30 protein-coding genes are annotated in these 23555 nt (G+C 66.9%); 15 read left to right on the top strand and 15 right to left on the bottom strand.

From position 1 onward, the window contains the following. Positions 1-74: 74 nt before the first annotated feature. The 3 genes from FFA01_RS08365 to FFA01_RS08355 all read left to right on the top strand — a co-directional run bounded on the left by FFA01_RS08365 (position 75) and on the right by FFA01_RS08355 (position 2262). Positions 75-566: a hypothetical protein gene (locus tag FFA01_RS08365; RefSeq protein WP_146854924.1), complete on the top strand. Its 492-nt coding sequence runs from the start codon at positions 75-77 to the stop codon at positions 564-566. Positions 567-923: 357 nt separating this feature from the next. Then, entirely contained in the window at positions 924-1523 is a 600-nt protein-coding gene (locus tag FFA01_RS08360; protein WP_146854922.1) for a recombinase family protein, read from the top strand. A 268-nt stretch (positions 1524-1791) separates the two neighbouring features. Then, positions 1792-2262 (top strand): hypothetical protein, encoded by a 471-nt coding sequence (locus FFA01_RS08355; RefSeq protein ID WP_146854920.1) that lies wholly within the window; start codon positions 1792-1794, stop codon positions 2260-2262. A gap of 382 nt (positions 2263-2644) precedes the next feature. Here the strand turns inward: FFA01_RS08355 and FFA01_RS08350 are convergent, their stop codons facing one another. Further along, positions 2645-2896, bottom strand: coding sequence for a PDDEXK family nuclease (locus FFA01_RS08350; RefSeq protein WP_146854918.1), 252 nt, complete (start codon positions 2894-2896; stop codon positions 2645-2647). A gap of 109 nt (positions 2897-3005) precedes the next feature. On the opposite strand from FFA01_RS08350, the gene FFA01_RS08345 reads away from it, so the two are divergent. From FFA01_RS08345 to FFA01_RS08330, 4 genes are all read left to right on the top strand, one after another. Beyond that, positions 3006-4190 carry a phospholipase A2 family protein gene (locus tag FFA01_RS08345; protein ID WP_146854916.1) on the top strand — a complete coding sequence of 395 codons (1185 nt, stop codon included), beginning with the start codon at positions 3006-3008 and terminating at the stop codon, positions 4188-4190. Positions 4191-4694: 504 nt separating this feature from the next. Next, complete coding sequence (locus FFA01_RS08340; RefSeq protein WP_146854913.1) at positions 4695-5258, top strand: recombinase family protein; 564 nt, start codon at positions 4695-4697, stop codon at positions 5256-5258. A 65-nt stretch (positions 5259-5323) separates the two neighbouring features. Next, positions 5324-6568, top strand: coding sequence for an nSTAND1 domain-containing NTPase (locus tag FFA01_RS08335; RefSeq protein ID WP_146854911.1), 1245 nt, complete (start codon positions 5324-5326; stop codon positions 6566-6568). 100 nt (positions 6569-6668) lie between these two features. Then, a complete protein-coding gene (locus FFA01_RS08330) occupies positions 6669-7088 on the top strand; it encodes a cytidine deaminase family protein (protein WP_146854908.1) in 420 nt (139 codons plus the stop codon). Between the two features lie 161 nt (positions 7089-7249). On the opposite strand, the gene FFA01_RS08325 is transcribed toward FFA01_RS08330, so the two are convergent. Both FFA01_RS08325 and FFA01_RS08320 read right to left on the bottom strand, forming a co-directional pair. Then, entirely contained in the window at positions 7250-7810 is a 561-nt protein-coding gene (locus tag FFA01_RS08325) for a dihydrofolate reductase family protein (RefSeq protein ID WP_146854906.1), read from the bottom strand. Further along, complete coding sequence (locus FFA01_RS08320) at positions 7807-8280, bottom strand: TetR/AcrR family transcriptional regulator (RefSeq protein ID WP_146854904.1); 474 nt, start codon at positions 8278-8280, stop codon at positions 7807-7809. Before FFA01_RS08320 ends, FFA01_RS08325 begins: the two co-directional genes overlap by 4 nt. A 238-nt stretch (positions 8281-8518) precedes the next feature. Between FFA01_RS08320 and FFA01_RS08315 the strand changes: the two genes are divergently transcribed. Next, positions 8519-8950 carry a bleomycin resistance protein gene (locus tag FFA01_RS08315; protein ID WP_208720870.1) on the top strand — a complete coding sequence of 144 codons (432 nt, stop codon included), beginning with the start codon at positions 8519-8521 and terminating at the stop codon, positions 8948-8950. A gap of 24 nt (positions 8951-8974) precedes the next feature. Here the strand turns inward: FFA01_RS08315 and FFA01_RS08310 are convergent, their stop codons facing one another. From FFA01_RS08310 to FFA01_RS08300, 3 genes are all read right to left on the bottom strand, one after another. Further along, positions 8975-9604 (bottom strand): DUF6226 family protein, encoded by a 630-nt coding sequence (locus FFA01_RS08310; protein WP_146854900.1) that lies wholly within the window; start codon positions 9602-9604, stop codon positions 8975-8977. Positions 9605-9682: 78 nt separating this feature from the next. Then, the gene (locus FFA01_RS08305) at positions 9683-10237 is read right to left on the bottom strand and encodes an arginase family protein (RefSeq protein ID WP_244289765.1); all 555 of its coding nucleotides are present in this window, start codon (positions 10235-10237) and stop codon (positions 9683-9685) included. Positions 10238-10323: 86 nt separating this feature from the next. Then, positions 10324-11226: a DUF1963 domain-containing protein gene (locus FFA01_RS08300; RefSeq protein WP_146854896.1), complete on the bottom strand. Its 903-nt coding sequence runs from the start codon at positions 11224-11226 to the stop codon at positions 10324-10326. 341 nt (positions 11227-11567) lie between these two features. On the opposite strand from FFA01_RS08300, the gene FFA01_RS08290 reads away from it, so the two are divergent. Further along, complete coding sequence (locus FFA01_RS08290) at positions 11568-11981, top strand: cupin domain-containing protein (protein WP_208720869.1); 414 nt, start codon at positions 11568-11570, stop codon at positions 11979-11981. 21 nt (positions 11982-12002) lie between these two features. Here the strand turns inward: FFA01_RS08290 and FFA01_RS16415 are convergent, their stop codons facing one another. After that, entirely contained in the window at positions 12003-12125 is a 123-nt protein-coding gene (locus tag FFA01_RS16415; RefSeq protein WP_259394114.1) for a hypothetical protein, read from the bottom strand. A gap of 30 nt (positions 12126-12155) precedes the next feature. Here FFA01_RS16415 and FFA01_RS08285 point away from each other — a divergent pair, with 30 nt between their 5' ends. From FFA01_RS08285 to FFA01_RS08275, 3 genes are all read left to right on the top strand, one after another. After that, the gene (locus tag FFA01_RS08285; protein ID WP_146854894.1) at positions 12156-12785 is read left to right on the top strand and encodes an SRPBCC family protein; all 630 of its coding nucleotides are present in this window, start codon (positions 12156-12158) and stop codon (positions 12783-12785) included. Further along, positions 12782-13453, top strand: a complete 672-nt coding sequence (locus FFA01_RS08280; RefSeq protein WP_146854892.1) for a DUF4166 domain-containing protein — start codon at positions 12782-12784, stop codon at positions 13451-13453. The genes FFA01_RS08285 and FFA01_RS08280 overlap by 4 nt, the downstream gene beginning before the upstream one ends. 149 nt (positions 13454-13602) lie before the next feature. Next, entirely contained in the window at positions 13603-14136 is a 534-nt protein-coding gene (locus tag FFA01_RS08275; protein WP_146854890.1) for a putative immunity protein, read from the top strand. Between the two features lie 107 nt (positions 14137-14243). Here the strand turns inward: FFA01_RS08275 and FFA01_RS08270 are convergent, their stop codons facing one another. The 4 genes from FFA01_RS08270 to FFA01_RS08255 all read right to left on the bottom strand — a co-directional run bounded on the left by FFA01_RS08270 (position 14244) and on the right by FFA01_RS08255 (position 16502). Then, the gene (locus FFA01_RS08270; RefSeq protein WP_146854888.1) at positions 14244-14414 is read right to left on the bottom strand and encodes a CsbD family protein; all 171 of its coding nucleotides are present in this window, start codon (positions 14412-14414) and stop codon (positions 14244-14246) included. 226 nt (positions 14415-14640) lie between these two features. After that, positions 14641-15267 carry a maleylpyruvate isomerase N-terminal domain-containing protein gene (locus FFA01_RS08265; protein ID WP_146854886.1) on the bottom strand — a complete coding sequence of 209 codons (627 nt, stop codon included), beginning with the start codon at positions 15265-15267 and terminating at the stop codon, positions 14641-14643. Positions 15268-15482: 215 nt separating this feature from the next. Continuing rightward, a complete protein-coding gene (locus FFA01_RS08260) occupies positions 15483-15749 on the bottom strand; it encodes a hypothetical protein (protein WP_146854884.1) in 267 nt (88 codons plus the stop codon). A gap of 102 nt (positions 15750-15851) precedes the next feature. Further along, positions 15852-16502, bottom strand: a complete 651-nt coding sequence (locus tag FFA01_RS08255; protein ID WP_146854882.1) for an NAD(P)-dependent oxidoreductase — start codon at positions 16500-16502, stop codon at positions 15852-15854. A gap of 62 nt (positions 16503-16564) precedes the next feature. Between FFA01_RS08255 and FFA01_RS08250 the strand changes: the two genes are divergently transcribed. Beyond that, a complete protein-coding gene (locus tag FFA01_RS08250; RefSeq protein WP_146854880.1) occupies positions 16565-17167 on the top strand; it encodes a TetR/AcrR family transcriptional regulator in 603 nt (200 codons plus the stop codon). On the opposite strand, the gene FFA01_RS08245 is transcribed toward FFA01_RS08250, so the two are convergent. After that, positions 17154-18107 carry a MerR family transcriptional regulator gene (locus FFA01_RS08245; RefSeq protein ID WP_146854878.1) on the bottom strand — a complete coding sequence of 318 codons (954 nt, stop codon included), beginning with the start codon at positions 18105-18107 and terminating at the stop codon, positions 17154-17156. The two genes, FFA01_RS08250 and FFA01_RS08245, sit on opposite strands and share 14 nt — an antisense overlap. 130 nt (positions 18108-18237) lie before the next feature. On the opposite strand from FFA01_RS08245, the gene FFA01_RS08240 reads away from it, so the two are divergent. After that, positions 18238-18669 (top strand): hypothetical protein, encoded by a 432-nt coding sequence (locus FFA01_RS08240; RefSeq protein ID WP_146854876.1) that lies wholly within the window; start codon positions 18238-18240, stop codon positions 18667-18669. Between the two features lie 4 nt (positions 18670-18673). Here the strand turns inward: FFA01_RS08240 and FFA01_RS08235 are convergent, their stop codons facing one another. The 3 genes from FFA01_RS08235 to FFA01_RS08225 all read right to left on the bottom strand — a co-directional run bounded on the left by FFA01_RS08235 (position 18674) and on the right by FFA01_RS08225 (position 22147). Next, on the bottom strand, positions 18674-19528 hold the full coding sequence (locus FFA01_RS08235) for a glycoside hydrolase family 25 protein (protein WP_244289764.1): 855 nt from the start codon (positions 19526-19528) through the stop codon (positions 18674-18676). A gap of 990 nt (positions 19529-20518) precedes the next feature. Then, positions 20519-20956, bottom strand: coding sequence for a GNAT family N-acetyltransferase (locus tag FFA01_RS08230; RefSeq protein WP_146854871.1), 438 nt, complete (start codon positions 20954-20956; stop codon positions 20519-20521). 141 nt (positions 20957-21097) lie between these two features. Beyond that, positions 21098-22147, bottom strand: coding sequence for a LacI family DNA-binding transcriptional regulator (locus FFA01_RS08225; protein WP_146854869.1), 1050 nt, complete (start codon positions 22145-22147; stop codon positions 21098-21100). 117 nt (positions 22148-22264) lie between these two features. Here FFA01_RS08225 and FFA01_RS08220 point away from each other — a divergent pair, with 117 nt between their 5' ends. Continuing rightward, on the top strand, positions 22265-23545 hold the full coding sequence (locus FFA01_RS08220) for an ABC transporter substrate-binding protein (RefSeq protein ID WP_244289763.1): 1281 nt from the start codon (positions 22265-22267) through the stop codon (positions 23543-23545). Positions 23546-23555 lie beyond the last annotated feature (10 nt).

Genomic DNA, 23555 nt, shown 5'->3' with positions numbered 1-23555 from the left:
AGTCGTCCGATGGTCGCCCCGGATCGTCCTGCGGGAGGACGACGGGGGTCGAGGGCTCCTCGTAGCGTGGCCGCATGTCCTCTCGACCTCGTGTCATCGTCGCCTTCGTCGGGACGGCGCTCGTCGTCGGGTACGCCGTCGTGGGCTCGCTGCAGGTGCTCGTCTGGAATCCCCTGGCGGCGGTGCCGGGTGCCACGTTGTCGGAGATCCACGTCGAGCTCGATCGTGCGGGCCAGTCCTTCTCGCCGGCGCCCGTCATCCTCTGGGCCGTGCTCGGAGTCGCCGCGGCCGCCTCGCTGGCGGTGTCGGCGTCTCGTTCCGACGGGTTGGCCCTGAGCCATCTCGCATTCGGCTACTCGCTCCTCCTGGTCGGGGGAGCGCCTTCGTTCTTCTTCGTCGCGTTCTCTCCCGGTATGCAGCTCGCCGACGGCTTCGGCATCAGCGGCGGCGACCACTCGCCCTGGGCCCGCCCGCTCTATGTGACGAGCTTCCTGGCGATGATCGTGGCCATCGCGACGGCCGGTCTCGCGATCACGACCAGCCGTCGCCGGGCGCACACGTCTTAGGGATGTCGGGGGTTCTTGAGCGCGACAGTTGGGGGTTCGACCTTTGCGACTCCCAGGCTGGCGAACGGGGTGCACCGGGGGCTCAGCTCGGTGAGCGGGGTCGTGACCGTGCGAGCTATGGCGGCCTTGGCTGGTGAACGGGTCATGAGCTGGCGAGCTGTGCCAGGCCTCGGCTGGCGAGGTGCAGAGCGCCACGAGCACGGTCTCCTGAGCGGCCCCATGGGCGGTCGACTACCGGACGCTGAGCCGGGTTGCTCTGGGCTATACCCCAGCGCCACGGAGGGCAGAGTGCGCGGCTCGCGTGGCGTTAGGGCGCGTTCTGGGGTTTTCGCTACAGGTGTGTGTCACGGTCTAGGGATGGTGCAGCACAAGACGCAGACGGTTGCGTATGTCCGGGTGAGCTCGGTGGATCAGAATCTGGGCCGGCAGCTCGAGACCATCGGTGACGTCGACCGGGTGTTCGAAGAGAAGGTGTCCGGCGGATCCCGAACCGACCGAGTCGCATTGCTCGAGTGCATCCGCTACGTCCGAGAAGGCGACGTCGTCAAGGTGGCGTCGATGGACCGGCTTGCTCGGTCGTTGACGGACCTGCGGGAGATCGTGGACGAGATCACGGGCAAGGGCGCCTCGGTGGTGTTCGTGAAAGAACAGCAGACCTACAGTCGGGACACCGAGGACGCGATCGGCCGGCTGATGTTGAATCTGCTGGGTGCGTTCGCGGAATTCGAGCGGACCCTGATCCGAGAGAGGCAGCGGGAAGGTATCCGGTTGGCGCAGGCGGCGGGGAAGTACAAGGGGCGATCGCGGAAGCTGACCGTGGAGCAGCTCGTCGAGGTGCGTGGCTTGATCGGCTCGGGGGTGCCTAAGGCGAAGGTCGCGCGGGATCTGCAGATCGATCGGACCACCTTGTACCGAGCTCTGGCGCGTAAGGCCGACGACGGGCCGGTGGGGGAGTGAGAGGAGTGCCCCGCGGTGGTCTCGGACGCGGGGCGCTCAGCCCCTGTGCTTGATGCTTTCAACGAGGGACCACGAGAAGGTGCTCGTGATGGCAACCGTAGTGGGGCAATTTGCTGCGGGCACAGGATTTGTCGACTTATGAACTTTGGCCTTCTGGCTTGAGTCGATCGATGGGCCGGAGGGTTACTCGGCACCCATTTCGCCATCTGAGGTAACCCCGACGACATCCGATGAATGGTCGATCACGCTAGATGGCGAGACGGTAAGCATGCCAGATGCTGGCATCATGCTTGCGGCTCCTGGTTGTAAGGCCGGGGATAAATCGACCAAAAATTTGAATACATGGTCCAAGAAAACCTTTTACAATGCTAAAAGCCGTAAAGCATATTTGCAGTGCGGGGTAGGCGACGCGAACAAGGATAACGTACGCGAAGGTAGAGACTGGGGATGGCGTCATATTTCTGGCAAGCACGGAGGCGATTTTGCCAATATCATTGCTAAATATCCTCAAGCAGCGGCCGGTTCTAATGTAACGACATGGGATGGCCTTGCTAAGGTTGCAATACAAAAAGCCCTCAGCTATTCGCAAGCAGCATCTTCGAATTCAAGTGGTTCTAATGTTGCTTATTCTAGTGGGCTAGAAATCAAGCGCAACGGTAAAGTCGTTCGCACATATATGATCGTAGTTTGGGTAAAATTGACTGATAATCGAATTCAATCGGCTTATCCAGGTTCTTAATGACTACAACAGTTTAGGAGTAGCATGTATCGCGAAGTTGAACTAACTCTCTTACCAGGCCTTGCCTGGCCACTTCGTGAAAACATACTTTACAGTCCGGAAAATGCATTCAATTTTGCGCCAGAGGAATATGGTCTTTCAAAGCGACTAACTACTGAGCTGTACGAGTGGGTTGCTGCCTGGGAAGCGCGCGGGCAACGAAGTACTGAGTCTCACGTGGCTTGGGGGAATCGAATCGCCCGAGACCTCCGGCGCGAGCTTGGAAGTGATTTCAAGGTCACCTACCTGGGCCGAGAAAGCTAGAGGATCAAAACGCGGCAGATGTCGTCTTGGGCTGACTCTGGTCAGTGCGTGGGCGTGCAGGAACGAGTTGGTGCAGGCGTTAGACACGCAACTCGGGTAGAAGAACTGCGAGTCGGGTCCTGATGGTGGACAGCAGTCGGTCTATTGAGCCGCCCTCTTCGAGGGCGGCTTGCGGGGCGAGGTCGAGGGCGTAGTGGGACATGGATGCGGCGTCGGTGGCTATAACTTTCCAGATGCTGAGGCTGTTGGGGCTCTCGGAGCTCGAGACGTCGAGGTCGAGGACATAGATCCACGCCGGCACCGGGGGAGCCATCGACGTCATCGTCGACATCCAGGGCTACTTCACCAAGGCTGAGGACGGTGCTGTCTTCACTCCTGCAGCTGCTCGCATCGCCGACACACGTGTCAGCCCGTACAGCGTCGTCCAGGGCGGCGCTGAAGTGAGCATTCCCGTCGCTGGTGTGAAGGGCATCCCGGCATCCGGTTCCGGCCTCACCGCCGTCGCCATGACCCTCAGCGCGCTCAATGGTTCCAGCACGGGCGGATCCGCGGTCGTCTGGCCCGACGGAACGGCCGCGCCGGCTACGACGTCGATCAACTACGTTCCGAGCAACATCCACTCCAACACCGTCATCGCCCAAGTCGGCGCCAACGGCAAGATCCGGATCAAGAACAATGGGGCAAACCCTATCCACTTCATCCTCGACCTCCAGGGGTGGTACACGTCACTGAAGGCCCCGACAATTAGCTGCGACGGCGACTATGCAGCGGGTGCGTGGGTCACGAACCCGGGCGATGGAGCAGACGGTGTCCTGTGCCGGCTAAGCGCACCTGCGGCGAGCAGTTCAGATCAAACACTTCAGCTCAATGTGAACGGCGTGCCTCAAGACAGTTTTACGCTCAGTGAGACGTCGACAAGCAATTTCACGACCATGCTCTATGGCCTTACCGGGAAGATCGCTCTCGAAGCATTCCTGACCGATTCAGCGGCCGACGGTCCCGTTTCTGCTTATGAGTTCGGTGTGGGCGCCTGGTCGCAAGAAAGCCTGTCGCCATCAGTGCCCCACAACTCCGTAACTGAGCCTGGTACTGCTGTTCTCACGCCTCTATCACCCCGGACTGGCCTGCTGCCGTCCGACTCGCAAATTTCCTACGTTGTTACAGACCTCACGGCTGGCACAACCCTGACCGTCCCAGCCACCGGCAACGAGCCCGCCGTTCTTACCGACCTTCCCCGGGGTCACACCTTCGGGTGGAGCGCCAAAATTCGGGCTTTGACGAGCTGGACCACAACGACTCAGGTGCAAACGGAGACATGGCGCTTCCGGGTTGCGAATGAGGGAGAGACCGTTCCCAGCAATGAGCCCGCGGAAGACTCGAGTGCGTCCACGTCAACGACTGGTGGGACCTCTTCCCAAGCAAGCGCGGCCGTAGTACCGAATGGCTGTACCCTGAGCCCAGATCGTTGGGGAAACGCCAATTTCCGCCCTGCGTGCGACAAACACGACATCTGCTACGGCTCAAAAATGAATCGTAAAGACTGCGATTTGCAGTTCAGAACGAATCTCATGAATATTTGCATCGCTACATACAAGCCCGGATTCAAAAGAAATAACTGCGCATGAATTGCGCAAGGCTATTACAGCGGTGTGCGCATTTTCGGCGCTCAGTTCTAAAAGGGTAAGGGAAAAAATAACTAATGAATAAGCGTCCGATTTTTGTAACGGCTGTGGTTCTGCTTTCTGTGGGATTCCTTCTTACGGCAGTCAGTGACACCATAATCACGTACAGCGATCAAACCGGCGTCAACTTTGGCCTTGGTTTTGCTTACACCGCCGGTCTGCTCATAGGAGCGGCGGGCGTGGTAACTGGCGTCGTGGCCATCATCACCAGTTCCAAGAAATAAGTGCCGAAGAGAGGGTTTGCCATAAGTAAACCCTCTCTTGTCGTTCCCTGCTCGCCGGGATACCGAGAGCGCCTTGGCAGATAAGGGTCGTCCATCGGGACACCTTCACGAGCCCGCTTCGGCCGTGCGAGGTCAGGTGGCGCATGGCCTGCGAATTCGCGTATGCCTGACCCGCAAAAATGCCCGGTGAAGGGGGTCTGAACGCTACAGTCATCGGGCGCTCATCGGATACGCCCGTGTGTCGACCTCGGGACAAGATCTCGCAGCACAAAGTGACGGTCTTGCAGCACTGGGTGTTGACGAACAGCACGTGCATGTTCACCACGGCTTGTCGGGTACCACTCGAGCTCGGCCGGGACTCCGCGAGGCCCTCGCTGCGTGCCGTGCCGGCGACGTCCTCGTGGTCACCAAACTTGACCGCCTCGCCCGCTCACTGCGCGATGCGACAGACATTGCCGACGAGCTGACAGAGAAGGGCGTCGCCCTGAACCTTGGGGGAGCGGTCCACGACCCCAAAGACCCGGTCGGCCGGCTGCTGTTCAACGTCCTCAGCATGGTGGCCGAGTTCGAGGCCGACCTCATCCGTGCACGAACCCGCGAAGGCATGGCGATCGCCAAGGCCGCCGGCAAGCTCCGCGGCCGCAAGCCCAAGCTGACTGCTTCGCAGGAGAAGCACCTCGTGCAGCTGCACCGCACCGGCGCCTACACCACGAGTGAGATCGCGGAGCTGTTTGGAGTGGCTCGCTCCACGGTCTATAGAGCGCTTCAGAGGGCTGAGCAGTCGTAGGTTGAGATCGAAGGACAGATGCGCGCCCCGAGCGTAGGAGGGCTAGCTGTCGCTAGGCTCTGGCCATGTCATCGTCCTTCCCTGCACTCGGGCGTTTTTTCGGACTGGAGCGAGAAAAGAAGATAGCCGATTCCGGTATTCGCAATATCTTTACGCCGCACCAGCCGATCGCTGAATCGGACTTGCTGTTCGGCCGACAGGTCGAAGTTCAGAAACTGGTTGAAACGCTGAATACCCCCGGCCAGCACGTCTTGCTTTACGGGGAGCGGGGGGTCGGCAAGAGCTCTCTGGCGAACGTAGTTGCGTCATTTCTTACGGTCATCTCGCTAACCACCATCTACGTGAAGCGATGTGACCAGTCGGACACATTTGAGTCCATCGTCAAGGCTCCTTTGGCAGCAGTCGGCGCGGACCTGACGCTGGTGAATGTGTCCGAGCAGGACGATAAGAAAATTGTCGGCGATGCCAAGTTCGTCAAAGGCGAGAAGGCCAAGTCGATCGTCGCTAGTTATGCGGCGAGCCACTCCCTCAGTCCTTCTACGGTGGCTGAGGCAATTGGAGATCTGACAGGGCTTCTCGTAGTAGATGAGACGGATGCTGTCGGGAACCCCGAGGATCGGCGCAAGCTGGCGGAACTCATCAAGCTTCTAAGCGACGCCGGCTCAAACTTCAAAATCATGATTGTGGGCATAGCCGCCACGGGAGAAGAGCTCACCGCAGCCCATCCCTCCGTTCAACGGTGCCTGAAAGAGACGCAACTTTCGCGGATGACAGATCCGGAGTTACGCGAGATTATTGAGACGGGCGGCCGTGCTGCCAAACTGCATTTTGTTCCAGAAGTTGTGACATCGATTGTTCGCCTGAGCGCTGGGTACCCCCACTTCACGCACTTGATCGCTCTCAAGTGTGCGGAGCAGGCCGTGACGGATGGGCGAGCTGAGATTGCCCAAGAAGACCTAAATGCAGCGCTGCAGCTAGCTGTCCAAGATGCAGAAATCAGCCTGAAGCGCGACTACGACCTAGCGACTCGTTCCGGCATGACTGAGATGTACCGAAGCATCGTATTTGCGGCGGCAACAGTTACCTCTGAGGACTTCAGTTCATCTGTTCTCCGCGATGCAATTGAGCGACAGACGGGGACGAGCATGACGCAGGCCTCGCTCAACAACTTTCTTCAGCGCCTCGTGTCCGACGATGGTTCTTCAATCTTGCGGCGCATCGCCAAGGGTGTGTATCGATTCTCGGACCCCAGAATGGCGAGCTACGTACGCATGGCGACCGAGGCGCGCACGGGACCCCCGCAGACCTAGCCCATGAGCTCGCGCGTGTCTCAGTGGGAAGCAATTAGCGTTCGACCGCAGGCCCTCCCTCTCGCAGGGTGGGGAGCGCATTTCTGCCTATCCTGGGGTGATGAGCGCACATGCCGACCTCATCGAGGTCGCTCGAGCCAGGATCAACCCGCACCGCGTGGGTGATCGTCTCTTTGGCGACGTTGCCGCTGCTCTCGAGACGACCACCGGTGTGATCCACACGGGTGTCTGCATCGACACCGGCTCGGGGACCGGCTTCTGCGCCGAGCACGCCGCCATTGCCTCGATGGTCACCAGCGGTGAGTACGCGATCGCGCGCATCGTCGCCCTGTGGCGGGCCGCTGACGGACGAGTGACCGTGCTCCCCCCGTGCGGTCGCTGCCGCGAATTCATTCGGCAGATCGACGATTCCAACCTCGGGGCGACGGTCGTTCTCGGCCACGGCAGGACGGCACCACTCCGTGATCTGCTGCCGGAGTGGCGATGGCCCCAGCCTGAGGAGCCGACGCCGTCTCAATGACAAGCCGGGGCGCATGCAACGTGCCCGATAGGGGATCCTTCATCGAGATCAGTTCCGGACTGGTCTATCGAGACGTCTCGAGCCGAGTGGCCGCGGGAGACGGGTTCACACGCGCCTCCGTTCGGTGACCGATCTCTTACCGGACACGTGATAGTCGCCGCCTATGGCCTGCTGATGTCGTAGGTCACGCGGAGCAGGCCGTCGCCTTCGCTGCTGTGGTGCCCGCGCATGGTCAGCTGTACGTCGTCGGCGAGGTCGCCGAACAGGCGGTGTCCTCGTCCGATCAGCACGGGGGCGATGGCGACGGTGATCTCATCGATGAGCCCCTTTGCCAGGAATGACTGGATGGTGCGGCCGCCGTCGACGTAGACCCGTGCGGCCGCTCCGGCTCTGAGCATGTCGGCGGCGTCGTCGACCGTGCGCGCGATCTCCACCCGTTCGTCCGGATGGAGTCTCGTGCTCAGCACGATGACCCGCTTCTCCGTGAACGGCCACGGGTCGAATCCCTGGACCGTCTCGTAGGTGGTGCGTCCCATCACGAGCGTGTCGATCGTGGGAAAGAATGTCTCCCAAGTGAGGGCCGCATGCTTTGATGTGCCCGTGGTGTGGGGTCGAGGGGTGGGGTCGGTGAGCCAGTCGAGGTTGCCGTCGGGTCGCGCGATGAATCCCTCGAGGCTCGTGCCGATGAACACGCAGCCCTTCCAGTTGCGGTCGTGGATCATGTCCAGCCTTCCAGGAGGTCGTCGAGGGTACGGGTGGGCGGGGTCGGGTCGAGCTCGACGGCGCGGCGGTAGAGGCTGCCGTGCAGGGCATCGAGCAGGGTCAGCGAAGCGCGATGCGGGTCCACATCCGGGCGCAGAGGTAGGTGGTCGAGCAGCGCGGCCAGGTAGCGGGCCTGCTTGCTCCACCCTTCGCGGAGGAGGGATGCGGCGGCGGGGGATCCGAGGTCGCGCATCAGGGCGCTGAGGCCGGAGACGGCTGCCGCGGCTGAAGGGGCGGCGAAGTGGGTGTCGAGGTAGGCGCGGAGCTCCGCCAGGTCGTCGCCTGGGCGGGTGGGGCCGTCGGGGATGCTCTGGATCCAACGCCGTGCCAACGCGAGGAGCAGGGCGTCCTTCGAGCCGAACCGCTTGATCAGACCTGCGGGAGTCATGCCGGCCGCCGGTGCTACGTCCCGAAGCGCCCACGGAGTCATGGGCGGACGCTCGGCCAGGGCCGCGTCGATAGCGTCGAGCACCTGTTCGTCAGATCTGCTTCTTGGTCGGGCCACGTAGTTAGTAAACCAACAGTCACTATCTCACGGCGACACGGCCCCGCCGACCCCGGGGGTGCATCTTGGCCTGGAGGGCGCACGCGGACTCCGCGAGTCGTCCGAGTAGGGATCGATGAGAGGGCAGGCGTGAGTGATGGGATCCGGGTGCGACGATGTACGGGTGTCTGATGCCTTGGAACCCGCGCTCGTCCCGGAGCTGCTCGTCACCGATCTCGATCGGAGCATCGCTTTCTGGTGTGGCCTGTGCGGCTTCGCCATCAGCTATTCACGACCAGACGAGCGTTTCGCGTACATCGTCCTCGGCTCGGCGCACGTCATGCTCGAGCAGGTCGGAGTCGGGAGGAACTGGGTCACGAGCCCTCTGCAGCACCCCCTGGGTCGAGGAGTGAACTTCCAGATCACCGTTCCTGACAGTGGCACCTTGGCCACCGTGCTCGACCACGCCGGTGTCGAGCTCTTCATGCAGTTGGAGACGAAGTGGTACCGCGTCGGGGAGGAGGAAGCCGGCGTGCAGCAGTTCCTCGTCCAGGATCCGGACGGCTACCTGGTCAGGTTTCAATCCTCCGCCGGGCGTCGACGGCTTGGCCGGTAGGGGATGCTTCACAGGGCGCTGGCCCTAGGACCACCATCTGGCTCCGGTGAGCATTCTCTTGCCGATTTCGTGCCCATTGCGGGCCGCATTCACCAGCGCGTCGAAATCTTGGCTGCCGGTACCTGACCACCCATCCTTGGTGGCAGTGATCGTCCAGTCTCGGCCCTCCGCGTAGAGGAAATGCCCGTCCATGATGCCGAGGAAAGCCCCGTCGACCGAACTGAGGAGATCCTCGCTGCCGCTGTCGCAGGCGTCGCACCCGCAGACCGGCAGCATCTCGATGGTGACCGGCGGCATGCCGACCTCGATGGAAGCGACAGTCGCTTGATCGCTCTCGAACCAACCCAGGACAACCACTATCGACAAGGCCCCGGGCGCCTTCGGTGTGACCTTGATGGCCCGAGAGGTCTCGGACTCAGAAGTCCAGGTTGGGACTTCGGCGCTGTGCTGAGTGGCGAGACCCAGCTCGGTCACCGCGGAGATCCAGGCCATCGCCCTTGCTCCGATCACTCGGTAACGTTCTGGGTCGGTGACGCGGGAGTACTCCTCGTCCCTGATGTCTCGGTCAGCGTGTGGGTCTGCCCAGGACACGCCGGCAGCCGTCGAGGCGCCGAATGCCCGTTCCACTTCCGCCACGAGGTCATTTGCTTCCACCAGCCAAGGATAGATACCACTCTCAATCGAGATGCGGGTGCGCTGGGTGTCCGAGAGACGACCCTCCAGCGGGCTCGGTCAGGCGTTCCGGCTGAGTTGGTCGAGACCTGTGGTGAGGATCTCGGTCAGAGTTCTGGCGTAGTCGCCGGCCGGGTCGAGATCGGGGTCGAACACGGTGATGGAGATCCCCATGGCGTGAGGAGCCAGGTGCTGCAGGAGAGCCGTCAGTTCTGCAGCGGTGAGGCCGCCGGGGTCGGGGCTGTCGACTGCCGGCATCACGCTCGGGTCCAGGATGTCGGCATCCACTTGCAGCCAGTAGCGGGTGCCGGCGACTGCGCGCACGTCTGAGGCGAGCTGTCCTGGTGTCCGGGCCTGCGCCTCCTTCGCCGAGACCACGAGCCCGAGGACCCGGGTGGCCTCCGCCGCCTCCTCATCGTCTTGGCGGTGACCGACGTGCACGGTGTGTCTGGGGTCGAAGTACGGGCCGGCGTCGTCGATGTCGGCGACCGCGGGCCAGTGCAGTCCGACCGCGGCCGCGAGGTCCTCGCCGGCGACGCTCGCGCACTCGTCGCTGTTGCCGGGGTGGCGGAAGTCGCTGTTGCCGGGGTGGCGGCGGGCGGATTGCCGCTTCACAGCTTGGCCTGGGACAGGCTCTGGGCCGTCAGTCGACCGAGCGTTGACTGTCCGATTGCCCATCGTGCACCGGGCGTCAGCTCGTCTCAGTCTGCGCGGATGATGCACCAGGCGTGGTGGAATGCGCGGGCGTCGAGGTCGCTCTGCCGCATCCAGACCTCGAGCGGCGACGCGTCGCCGAACCAGCCGTCGAGGGTGGTGCTGCTCTCGATGTCGGCGACGAGTCGAAAAGAGTCCCCAGGAGCCGTGAGAGGGAGGCACTCGGGGAGGATGTCTTCGACGGCCACGGTGTGCCCGGCCTGCGAGTAGCCGTAGAGGTGCGTGATGGGAGCGGGTCCTGCATCGCGGTCTCGTGTTCGTTGCCAGTTCCACATCCTCTCGAAGGCGATCGTCGCCTCCTCGGCCGCGTCGAGCGCCTTCTCGGTCGTCACGCCGAGGTCGAGCGACGTGGGGATCGAGAACGTCGCCATCGCCGTCACCTCCTGAGCTGCATCGGTCGGGAGGTCGAGATCGGCGGGGGAGCCGGCGAGCAGTGTCAGGTCGGGGACGGGGAGCCAGCGGACGAGCCAACCACCGGTATCGCCGTCCTCGGGCTCGGTGCCGTACGTCTCGAGGTCGTGGAAGATCTGCAGGATCCCGTCGTGGGGGAGGTCTTCGCGGGTGTCGGGCCAGTCTGCGCGCATCGACGAGTCCATGACTCCGGATGCCTCGCTCAGATGGAAGGAGGCGACGTGGGCGAGGGGGTGCCCGTCGCGGCGACGAGGCCATTGCTCCTGGGTGATGCCGACGGCCGGGCCGCCCAGCCAGGACCCGCCATACATCGCGGTCTCGAGGATGGTGTCGAGACCCGGCTCAGAGCCCTGCTCGGTGTACGCGACGCTGAACTCGACCCTCTCGTCGAGCCGCGCCTCGCGGTACTTCTTCTTCTGCAGCCAGTCCACGATCAGCGATCGGTAGCCGTGGATGGGCGGGCGGTTCTTGTCTTTCATCGCTTCGGATCTCTTTTCATCGGCCGTCCCTGGCCGACAGCCGGAGAGGGCGGGCGTGGCAGTGACACCATTCCAGGCCGAATGGCCCTTCCTGCTCGGACACCCACGGTGCAGAGGAAGCTGCGCGCCGTGCAGGACGGTTCACCCCACGGTCAGCGGATCCATATCGATAGCCGCCGGCTCAGCGGGAAAGTCCCTCGATCGAGTATCGGCGTTCGATCCCAGCCGTAGCCTGACCCCACGTGCTGGCGGCGGCGCGTCGTTGATGGAGCTCGAAGACAAGGGCCAGCGCTGTCCAGGTGGCCGTTCACATCCGCTGTCGTCTCCGAGAAGATGACGTCATGAACGAGGAACCCATCCACGGCACGACGACGACCGACGCGGACCCTGCGCAGGTGATGTCCGGACCCGTCAGCGCGACGGCGACCCTGGACGCGCTCACCGAGTTCTGGTCGCAGCGCACCCTCGCGACAGCCAACGGCACGTTGATCAAGGTCGCCAAGGGCGCAGGGTCGACGGAGTGGCACCACCACGACGACCAGGACGAGACCTTCGTCCTCCTGGAGGGTGCACTGACCGTGCAACTCAGGACGCACGACGTCGAGCTCGTACCCGGTGACGTCTTCGTCGTCGACCGAGGAGTCGAGCACCGCCCGAGGACGGACTCGGAGGCGCGGTTCATCATCCTCGGGACGACGATCACCTCGAATGCTGCGGGCGGCAAGCCCGAGTGGAGCTTCACCGCCGCCGAGTGAGGCGGCGGCGTCGCTGAGTCGCTAGCCGCGCGCGTCGATCGCGGACGTGGGCGTGCCGGAGTCCCAGGTCGAGAGGAGGCGCAGCCGGTCGGCACTGTCGCCGTGGGCGTCGGGGTAGTAGATCACCAGGATGAGTCCACCCACGGGCGCATCGTCGTGGATAGGCTTCCGCACGTGGGGACCAGGGGAATCTATGTCGAGACCGTCATCGACGCCGACATCGAACGGGTGTGGGCGGCGTCGCAGGATCCCCAGGAGCACGTGCGGTGGGATCTCCGGTTCTCGGAGATCCTGCCCGAAGCGGCCGATGCCGACGGGGCCGCGCAGTTCACGTACGTCCGACGCACGATCGTCCACGACGTGCACGGCACCGGGGTGAGCATCGGCGAACGCCGACGGGCCGACGGCACTCGGACGTCGGCGTTGCGCTTCGGTACCGACGATCGGCTGTCGCCCATCCGGGCGGGACGCGGCTACTGGCGGTACGTCCCCACCGATGACGGTCGAACGCGCTTCATCACGGGCTACGACTACGACGCCGGGTGGGGCCCCCTTGACCTCGTCGTCCGGCCGCTCCTGGGGTGGGCCACCGCCTGGAGCTTCGACCGCTTACGGATCTGGCTGGAGGGCGGCGGCGAACCCGAGGTGTGGACGCTCCTCTCGGTTCTGCAGGTGTGGCGACGGGACCGGCCCCGCGCCTCCCGAACCCGGCGCGCACCCGAGGGCGGCAGCCGCCGCGGCGACCAGCTGCAGGACGCACCCGCCACGTTGGCGGCACTGCCCGATCCGAGCGGCGACCGATGACGTCCGTGTTCGAGTCGGCGCTCGGCGACGACTTTCCGCGCCTGCACCCGATGATGCGACGACGCTTCGGAGTCGGCCTCGACGCCGCCGAGGCGTGCATCGGACGCGGGGTCATGTCGTCGATCCGGCGCGGGCCGTGGTGGACGGTGCCGTTCCTGCAGATCGGACGGCTGCGGAACATCCTCGTGCCGGACGTCGGCGAGGGTCTCCCGTTCACGATCGAGAACTACCCGTACCGCGACCGGTTCGGCCGCGAGACCGTGACCTTCGTCCGCACGTACACGACGAAGCCCGGGCGGACGGCGCGGTTCGACGCCACGATGGTGCTCGCCGGCGGACGTGTGCTCGACTACCTCGGGACGCACCAGCACCTCGCGGTCGATCTCGACCTCGCCGTCGACGAGCGGGGCGGTCTCGTCCTGACCTCGGACGCGCAGCGGTTCTACGAGGGGCCGATCGCGTTCCGGTTCCCGATGCTGTTCAGCGGCCGCGCGACCCTGCACGAATGGTGGTCGGACGACGACGAGAGGTTCCACGTCGACCTCGAGGTGCGCAATCGCGTCTTCGGGTTCCTGTTCGGATACCGCGGGTCGTTCACCTGCGAGTGGGTGCCCGCGACCGATGCGCCGGAGCGGCTGAAGCCCCGGCGCACCGAGTCGCGGACCTGATCAGGGTCGGTCGGCGCCGCGGCCGAGTATGCACGCTGGTCCGGCGTCGGGGCGAAGGCCGGGCAGTCCGCGACGGTTCGTTTAGTCATCGTAGGTCGTCCTGCGCGACCCGGCGCCCGCCTCCTCGGCTCGTGTGCCAGGGTTCAGGCATGGTGTCTCCGCAGGCGTTGACCGAGGCCGAGCGTCGCGTCGTCGCCGCGTGGGCGGCGGACTGCGCCGAGCGGGTCCTGCCGCTGTTCGAGGCCGAGGCGTCCGACGACGACCGGGCACGCGACGGCATCGAGCGAGCCCGAGCCTTCGCCCGCGGCGAGCTCGACGCGGCCGGCGAGATCCGTCGACGGTTCGACGCCGGGCGGGCCTCGCGCTCGGCGACGTCACCCGCGGGCAAGGCTGCCGCCTGGGCCGCCGGGCAGGCGTCCGGCGTCGCGCACATGGGAGCCCATGCTCTGGGCGCGGCGGCCTACGCGGCCAGGGCGGTCGAGTCGACCGATCCGGGCCGAGGAGGCGCGTCCGAGATCGCCTGGCAGCTCCAGCACATGAGCGGCCCGGTCCGTACCGCGCTGCGTCGGCTGCCGCGCCTGGGGGAGGACTCGTCGGGTCCGCTCGGGCCGGGGCTGCTCTCGTCGGGCGCTCTCGGGGCGAGCATCAGGGCGATCCAGGCCGCGCTCGACTCGCCGGCGTGACCTTCGGCTGGTTCCAGGGCTCTCGTTCGAGGGCTGTCACGCGTGGCGGAGCGGGGAAACACGAAGGCCCGGAGCGTGAGCTCCGGGCCTTTCACGATGCTGGTGGGTCAGTTGCTGCCGTCTTTGGCGCGTTCCGTCTCGAGGCGGTCCTCGCTCATGGCCTTGTCCTTCTGGCCCTGGGCGGTCAGCTCGGCGTCGTCCGTCTTCTTTCCGACGGCTTCCTCCACGTGACCCGCCGCCTTCTGGACTGCGTCCTTGGCCTTGTCTCCGATCGACATGATGCTCCTTCTGAGTCAACGGCCGAGAACCGGCCTGGTCCACCTGAACGTAGGCGGCCCGTCGGAACCCGGTCCGCTCTTCTCGGCAAGGTCGCAGCCGCCCGCGTATCCCGCCGGCAACGCGCGCTGTCGATCCCCGGGCAGACCGTCTCGGACGGCCAAGGCCTCCGCCATCGACTACTCACTCCACCTCGCAGGGGGAGACGAGGTGCGGGGCGCCATCCGCCTAGAGGACCGAGTAGATCGTGGTCATGACGCTTCGACCGGTCAGCGTCGTGAGAAGGGCCGGCGCCTCCTCCGGCCGGCTGTCGGCGACGAGGATCCCGAGGACCTCCAGCGCTGCCCGGCTCGGCCCCGCGGGGATGTCGCCGTCCAACCCCGCGGCTCGGCGCAGATCGAGCGTGTGGACCACGAGCTCGAAGATCCGGGTGGGCAGGTAGGTGGCCAGCGTCCAGTCGCCGACCGGCGTGGACACGAGCGCGTCGGCCGGCTGACGGATGATCAGATCGGCTGCTCGATCCACGATCGAACGAACGGCCTCGGGGAGGCTCGGACCGAGATCGACGCCGGCTCGACGACCGCGCTCGGCGACGTCGTCGGGGTCGGCGCGGCCCGAACGGACCACCCGGTAGTAGTCAATGGTCTCGAGCGTCGAGGACGAGGGTTCGAGCCGGAGGTAGTCCTCGACCGTCAAGAGGGCCCTCGAGGTGTGACCGACGAGGTCGCGTCGGGACCAGACGCCCAACGCGGCTGCTTCCCATCCCGGAGGCGTGAGATCGAGCTCGGCGACCGTGTCGGCGAACCAGGTCGCGGCACCGATGAAGGCGGACCGGGATGACGCGAAGTCGTGCATGGTCGAACACTAGGTGCGCGACCCCTCGGCGTGGGTGCAGATGTCGTCCACTCCCCCTACGGGGACAAGGCGGCCCGCGCCCCCATCGCCTTCACCGCCCGCGCGGTCGTGTCAGTCCAGCAGAGCGCCGATTCAGCGAACCGCCCAGGCTGTGGGGCCGTCAGCCCGGCGCGACGGATAGCCACGTGAACCGCTGAAGGCTCCCTGGCCGGCTCTCACGTGTCCGTGGCAGGAGGCGCGGGGCGAGGATGCCGGATGGTCGCCACGGTGCCGATGATGCAGACGACGGCCAGGGCCGCGAGCGCAACTAGTACCAGGGCGCCCACGAACGTCGTGCCGCCGTCCTGAACGACGCCGACCAGAGTCTGGACCGCGCAGAACAGCCAGAAGAACGCGCCGATGCCCCAGCCGACGGACGAGCCGCTGAACGTCGGGCGCTGAAGTCGGAGTCGCCCCCGTCGCTGGTCCGTGTTCTCGTCCATGATCACTCCCTCGTCACCGTCGACCCCTCCACCGTACGTCGGTGCCGGCGAGGTCTCAAGGAGCTCGCGCCGGTCGCACCTGTCCTGGCGGGGCGAAGGGCGTCAGTCTCGCCGGTAGGCGCTGCTGTCGAAGGTGTGCACCGCCGAGTCGTCCAGCAGGGTCCGCAGGTTGTACGTGGCGCAGTCGACGAACGTGCCGATGCTGATCGACGACGACGATCGTCGCAGCTCGCCCTTCGAGGGGCCGTCGGAGCCGATGCCGGCGCGGTGCACCATCCACTCGATGTCTCGGGCCTCCTCATCCAGGTACCGCATGACGGCCTCGTTGTCCTCGTGCTGACCGATGTAGCCCCGCGCGATCGTGCTCCGCACGGCTCGGAGGACGAGAGGGAGGCGCGTGCCCGGTGCGGCGCTCAGCCCGCCCGCCTGATAGAGCAGCCTCCGGGTGCCGGAGCGCCGCATGGCGGGGACGAGCGATCGGACGAACGTCGTGTTGACCTGCCGGTCGCGCTGTGCCCGGACGTCACCGAGCATCATCACGACCGCGTCGACACCGTCGAGGAGGGCTCCGAGGTCGAGTTCGTGGTCGATCGATCCCTGCACGACGTCGAGATCGTCGTGGAAGATCGAGAGCTTGCCCGGTGTTCTCGCCAGGGCTCGGACGCGGTGCCCCGCATCGAGGGCGAGGCGGGTGAAGTGCTGGCCGGTCTGCCCGGTGGCGCCGAGGACCAGGAGGGAACGCGAAGATGTCATGCCGTCAATCTAGGCGCTGTCTAGTAACTAGTCAATGTCTAGACGCGGTCTAAGATGGCCGGATGACGGAACGACCCTTCCACCACGGGAACCTGCGGGCGGTGCTGCTCGACGAGGCGACCACCGTCGTTCGGGAATCGGGCGTGGCCGGGCTCTCCCTCCGCGACCTCGCTCGTCGGGCCGGCGTCAGTCACGGGGCTCCGCGGAGCCACTTCGTGGATCGGCAAGCCCTCCTCGACGCCCTGGCGGAGCTCGGCTTCGAACGGCTCACCGCAGCCGTCCGCCGTGCGCTGCACGGTGGGGGCTCTCTACCGGACCGGCTGAGGCTGGTCGGTCACGCCTACGTCGACTTCGCCATCGACGATGCGGCGCTGATGGATCTCATGTTCGAGACCAAGACGTCCCGCCGATCCGACGGGGTCCAGGAAGCGGCCGGCGTCCTCTTCGCCACGCTCGACGGCGCTCTGGGGCCGGCGCCGGCCGGCGGTTCAGCCGACGACTCGCGAGAGACGTTCAAGATGCTCTTCGCGGCGACGATGCAGGGCATCGCGGCGCTCGTCGCGTCTCGCCGACTCGCGCGCCATCACGGAGACGCCCTCGTGGACGCCGCGATGGACACCATGCTCGGTTCCGAGCTCGCCGCTCGGGCGATCACCGCGGGCTGACCTCGGCGACCGGCGTGTCGCCCGATCCGCGAGGGGGTTCCCCTGTGAGGAGCGCCTCGGCGGCCAGCTCCTGCGCGAGCTCCATGCAGCGCAGGCGGGCGGGAGAGAAGTCGTAGGGCATCCTGCTGATGACGGCGGCGACGCCCTCCGATCCCCGCCGCGGACCCGACTGGTGATCGGTCGCGTCATCGTCCGTCTCGACGCCCTCGGGGTGCAGGGCATCCCAGGCGTCCAGGAGGGCGTCGTCGTCCTCCGGCTGCCCCGACGCGTCGATGGCGGCGAACAGCGCGACCTCGAAGGCGTGGCGTTCGGCGGCCACCTGGGCCACTCGCGGGTCGTCGACGGCGACCGAGTCGTCGAGCGCCTCCTCGGCCGCATCGACACGATCGGACTCCTCCCGGAGGCGCGGGTCGGCAGCCAGCGCGACGAACCGTCCCGCCTGGATGGCCGCACCGAGCGGGCCGAAGATCCGCTCGGTCACGAGCAGGGTGTCCAGGTCGTCGCGGCGCAGGGAGCCCTCGGGCAGGCCCTCGAGGCGCTCGGCGACGAACTCGTCGAGCAGACCTACCCTGCTGCCCCGGGTGGCCATGCTCTTCAGTGCGGTCCGTTGCCGCTGGAGCTCCGCCTCCTGAACGATCAGATTCGCCTCCAGCCGTTCGAGGACGCGCGAGACGTCGTCGCCGTCCGCACCCGAGGCGGCCGTGTCGCCGAAGGCGTCGCGGATGTCGTCGAGGGCGATGCCGGCGTCCGCCATCTTGCGGATCCAGAGCAGCCGGATCATCTCGTCGTAGCCGTAGCGGCGACGACCGTCGCTGCCGCGCTCGATCCCGGCGAGCAGGCCGATGTCCTCGTAGTGGCGGATCGCCCGCGGCGTGATTCCGACGAACGCGGCCGCATCGCCGATCGCGACCTGACGAGGAGGGATGAACGACGGATGCATGCGGGGACCTTCCTGAGCGGGACGTGAGACCACCCGACCACATGACGCTACGGAAGGTGCAACTCCCGGCCCATGACGGTCCGCCTTCCGGGCGACGCCGGGCGGCCGGCAGTCGACCTACGGTCGGGAGATGGACAGGACGACCACGAATCGGGCGCGGGCGCGCGTGGTCCTCGTCGTCGGCGTGCTCGTCCTGGCCGCGACCGGCATCGCGGCGATCGTCGCCGTGCTGTGCCTCCTCCTGTGGCGGATCGTCCTCTGGACTCCCGCCGGCGTCGGCTACGGGCCGGCTCTCGATGCTCCCGAGTTCTGCCGTCTGGCCGGACACCCCGGTTCCTTCTCCCGGGAGTCGTGGCCGCCCGCATACTCGTGCGGCACCACGCTCATCACACCGCCCGATGTCACCCGGGCCGTCATGGACACCTGGACCTTCTGGATCCGCGTCCTCCGACTCGCCGCCCTCGCCGGCCTGACCGCGTTCGGCGCCGTCATCGTCACCGCGTTCCGACGAGACGCGGGCGAGAGCCGCCACCCGGTCCAGGCGGACGCCGAGCCGGCATGACGCGTCAGGGCAGCAGCAGCTCGTCGAGGTCCGCGCGACCACCGTCGAACGCGTTCATGTCGATGAGCTGCTCGTCGCCGTCGTATCCGTCGAGTCTCTCCCGCGCCGACCACTGCCAGAACGTCCAGTCGCGACCGTCGACGAGCGTCGGCGAGGTGGCCACGGATCGGAACCAGATCGGGTTCTCGGCGTAGCCGTCGGACAGGTAGCGCTCGTACCAGTCGCGCGTCGCGTAGAGCACGGCGGGCCGGCCGTAGTGCTGCTCGACCGCCTCCAGCAACGGGTCGAGCACCTCGCGCACGGCGGCAGCGTCAGGAGGCGCGGCGCAGTACTCCGCGTAGCATTCGACGTCGATCACCACGGGCAGGTCGCCGCGGTTCCGGGGTACGGTGTCGACGACGTTGGCCGCCTGGTCGGCCCCGGGGCTGTCGACGCTGAGGAAGTGATACGCGCCGACGAGCAGGTCGGTGGCGTGAGCACCGGCCCAGTTGTCCGCGAATCGCGGGTCCTGATAGCCGGAGCCCTCCGTCGCCTTGATCCACGCGAAGTCGATGTCCTCGGCGGCGAGGACGTCCCAATCGATCGTGCCCTGGTAGGCGGACACGTCGACGCCCTGCACGGGATAGCGCAGAGCCGCCGTGCGGGTCGGCCAGAGGGTGCCGGTGAACACGAGCGCACCGATCGTGATCAGGGCGAGGGCGGCCGCTGCCGACGCGAGCAGCAGGAGCCGGCGCCGGCTCGGGCTCGGGCTCGGGCGTCGGCGTCGGCGTCGGCGTCGGCGTCGGCTCGTCGACGGGACCGCGTCGGACGGCGGCGAGGCCGTCGCGTTCTCGTCAGGTGCGTTCCGGTCGGCTTTCACGGGGCCGAGCCTAGGCAGTCGCCGGGGCGAGGACATCGCTCTCGCCCCGTTCCGCCTCTGGCCGCGGTGCCCCGTCTCCGACCGTCCGTCGGCATCGACGTCGGCGACTCAGGCCCCAGGGCCCGTTTCACCGCGCTTCGCGCGCCCCGGGCGCGCTCAGCCTGATTTGCCGACCGGCCCGCCGACCGAGCTGCCGCGAAGCGCGTCCCGCCGCCACGTGCCGCGCGTGCCGTGCCTGCCGCGCCTGCGGAGGCGCCCTGTCGGCAACTCAGGCCATCGGGCCTGTTTCGCCGTGATTCGCGCGTCCGGAGCGTGCTCAGCCTGATTTGCCGACCGGGCTGCCGCGAAGCGCGTCCCGCCGCCACGTGCCACGTGCGCCGTGCCTGCCGCGCACGCGGAGGCGCCCTGTCGGCGACTCAGGCTCAAGGGCCCGTTTCGCCGTGATTCGCGCGTCCGGAGCGTGCTCAGCCTGATTTGCCGACCGGGCTGCCGCGAAGCGCGGGCCGCTGCCACGTGCCACGCGCGCCGTGCCTGCCACGCCTGCCGCGCCTGCGGAGGCGCCCTGTCGGCGACTCAGGCCATCGGGCATGTTTCGCCGAGATTCGCGCGCCCAAAGCGTGCTCAGCCTGACTTGCCGACCGGGCTGCCGAGAAGCGCGTCCCGCCGCCACGTGCCGCGCGTGCTGTGCCTGTCGCGCATCGGGAGGTGCCCTGTCGGCGACTCAGGCTCAAGGGCCCGTTTCGCCGCGATCCGCGCGTCCGGAGCGTGCTGAGCCTGACTTGCCGACCGAGCTGCCGCGAAGCGCGTCCCGCCGCCACGAGCCATGTGCCACGTGCGCCGTGCCTGCCGCGCCTGCGGAGGCGCACCGTCGGCAACTCAGGCCACGAGTCGTTTCTCTGCGTGAATCGAGCGCTCCGCGCGCTCTTCACCTGAGTCGTCGACCACGCACCGCGCGACCACGCACGGCGCGACCGCGCACCGCTCGAGCGCTCAGCGGTCTGCTTCCGACGGCATGACGTGGTGCATGCCGGTCCGGTCGGGCGCGACGTCGGTGAAGCCGCGGGACTCGTAGAGCCGCGTGCCGGGTGGATCGGCCGTCAACGTCACGTAGGCCCCGGCGGGGGCGCAGGCTCGGATGTGGTCGAGGAGGGCGTCGAGCACGGCGCTCCCGATCCCTCTGCCTTGGTGGGCGGGGAGGACGGCCATGTCGGCGATGAGGAAGTACCACCCGCCGTCTCCGACGACTCGGCCCATCCCGACGACGTCGCCTTCAGCGTCGAGAACGTGTCGGAAGGTCCACGAGCCGGCGATGGCGGCCGTCGCCTGATCGGCGGTCTTGGGTGAGAGTCCGCAGTCGCGTCGGAGGCGGAGGTAGTCCTCCACCGGGGGAGGGCCGTCGACGAGTCGGTGACCGGCAGCGAGGGGCATGCGTTCAGTGTGGTCGAGCTCGGCGCCGCAGCCGGTGAGCACGCGGCGGATGTCTCCGCGCGGATGCTCCCGCCGGGCACGACGGCGTCGCCCACGACGAGGCGGATCTCCCGGCGGTGGGACGGGCGATCCTCACGATCCTCACGATCCCTCGCCCGGCCGCTGCAGCGAGCTGCCGCGCACGATGAGGCGGGGCGGCAGCACGACCGTCTCGTGGCGGTGGGTGGCCGGGTTGTCGAGCTCGTCGCGGAGCAGACGCATGGCCTGGCCGCCCATCTCGACGCCGGGCTGACCGACCGTCGTCAGCGGGAGCGTCGTGCCCTGAGCGAAGTGGTTGTCGTCGTAGCCGGTGATCGAGACGTCGTCGGGGATGCGCACGCCGCCGAGCAGCAGCGACTGGACGATCCCCGACGCCAGGGCGTCCGAGGCGGCGACGATGCCGTCCGGCCGAGCCGCGGCGTCCTGCGCCAGGAGGTCGCTCCCGACGGCGAGCCCGGCCCGCACGGTCAGCGCCGCCGTCGTGACCAGCTGCAGAGGCACCCCGGCCTCGCGGGCCGCCGCCGACGCGCCCTCGAACCTGTGCCGCACGGCGGTCAGATCGAGCGGACCGCCGACGAAGACGAGTTCCCGACGTCCCTGGTCGAGGAGGTGCTGCGCGGCCAGGCGACCGCCCCGCACCTCGTCCACCACCACCCCGCAGCTCTCGTCCGGCTCGCCCGGCCAGTTCACGTTGACCACACGCAGGCCGCGCTGACGCAGGCGCCGCGCCTCGTCCATCGGGCCGTCGAACGGGGCCAGCACGATCCCCGCGGCCTGCGCCTGCTCGAAGAGCTTGAGGTAGCCGGTCTGCTTGTCGAGATCCACGTCGGAGTTGCCCAGCAGGACCGACTGCTGACCGAGGTCGGCTTCGCGCTCGACGCCGCGCGCGATGTCGAGGAAGTACGAGTTGCCCAGGTCGACCGCGACGAACCCGACGAGCGTGCCGCGCCCGGCGGCCAGGGTGCGCGCCGAGGTGTTCGGCGTGAACCCGAGGGAGGCGATGGCGTCCTCGACCTTCCGCCGCGTCGCCGGCTTGACCCGGTCCGGGGCGTTGACGACGTTCGAGACCGTCCCCAGCGAGACGCCCGCCAGCCGTGCGACGTCGGCCATCACGGGCGGTCGTCGGTGCGAGGAGGGAGTCGAGGTGGTCATCGTGGCGCCGAGCTTAGCTCGCGATCGGCCTCGAACGGGTATTGACAAGCCCGGTCCGGTCAGTTGATTATGAAGCGCTTCAACTTTTCTGAGGCGCCCACCATTCAAGGAGGAATGATGCCCCGCACCGCTCGCCGTGTTGCCGCCTTCACCGTCGCCGGCCTGACCATCGCCGCTCTCACCGCGTGCTCGGGTGGGGGATCGGGTCAGGCTGCCACCGAGTTCACCGTCCTCGGCAACGTCGAGAACGAGGTCGTCCCTGCAACGCTTCAGACTCTCGCCGACGGCGCCTGCGCCACCGAGAACGAGGCCATGCCGCTCAAGGTCGAGACCGTCCCGCAGACGAACCTCAATCAGCAGGTCCAGCTCCTCGCCGGCCAGGGCGGCCTGCCCGTCATGTACGCCGTCGACACCAACGAGCTCGTCCAGCAGCTCGACGACGCCGGCTTCGTCGCGCACTTCGACGAGCTCTTCGACGAGCTCGGGGTGGCCGACTCGATCGAGCCGGCCGCGCGGTCGACCGTCGAGTCGCTCTACGACGGCGAGTTCCTCGTGCTGCCGACCGAGTACAACATCGAGGGCATCTGGTACAACAAGGACCAGTTCGCCGAGAACGGCGTGGACGTGCCCGAGAGCTGGGACGACGTCGTCGCCGCGGCCGCGACCTTCCAGGACGCCGGGCTGACCCCCTTCGCCGCCAGCGGCGAGCAGGGCTGGCCCCTCACCCGCCTCGTCGGCAACCTCATCGAGCGCGAGCTCGGCGCCGACGCCCTCCAGGCGGTGGCCGACGGCGACGCCTCGCTGACCGACCCCGAGTACGTGGCCGCGGCCCAGCAGGTCGCCGACCTCGGCGCGGAGGGCTACTTCGGCGAGGGCGTCGGCTCGATCGACTACGACACCTCGATCAACGAGTTCCTCAACGGCAGCTCGCCCATGCTCTACATGGGCAGCTGGGTGCTGAGCAACTTCGCCGACGACACGGCGAACCGGATCGGCGAGGACGCCATCGGCTACCTGCCGTTCCCCGACGTCGAGGGCGGCGAGGGCGACAGCAGCGAGCTCGTGGCCAACGTCGGTCTGCCCTTCACGATCAACCCGAGCGCGCTGAACGACGACAGCAAGGCGTGGGTCGCCTGCATCGCCGAGAACTACGGCCAGGTCGCTTTGGAGGACAGCAGCCGCATCTCCGGCTTCACGGTCTCGGGCGACGCCTCGAGCAACGCCCTGACGACGGAGGTGCGTGACCGCATCTCGGAGACCGACACGACGATCCCGTGGTTCGAGGCCTACTTCAGCACGCAGGCGACGACCACCTCGCAGCAGAACGCCGCGCAGCTCGTCACCGGCGCCATCACGGCCGAGGAGTTCATGACGCTCGTCCAGGGCGACCTGGGCTAGCGCCTCCCGC

The sequence above is a fragment of the Frigoribacterium faeni genome (assembly GCF_007988805.1).
Lineage (GTDB): Bacteria > Actinomycetota > Actinomycetes > Actinomycetales > Microbacteriaceae > Frigoribacterium > Frigoribacterium faeni.
The sequence above is the reverse complement of the archived record's forward strand: the minus strand, read 5'-3'. Positions and strand labels throughout refer to the sequence as shown.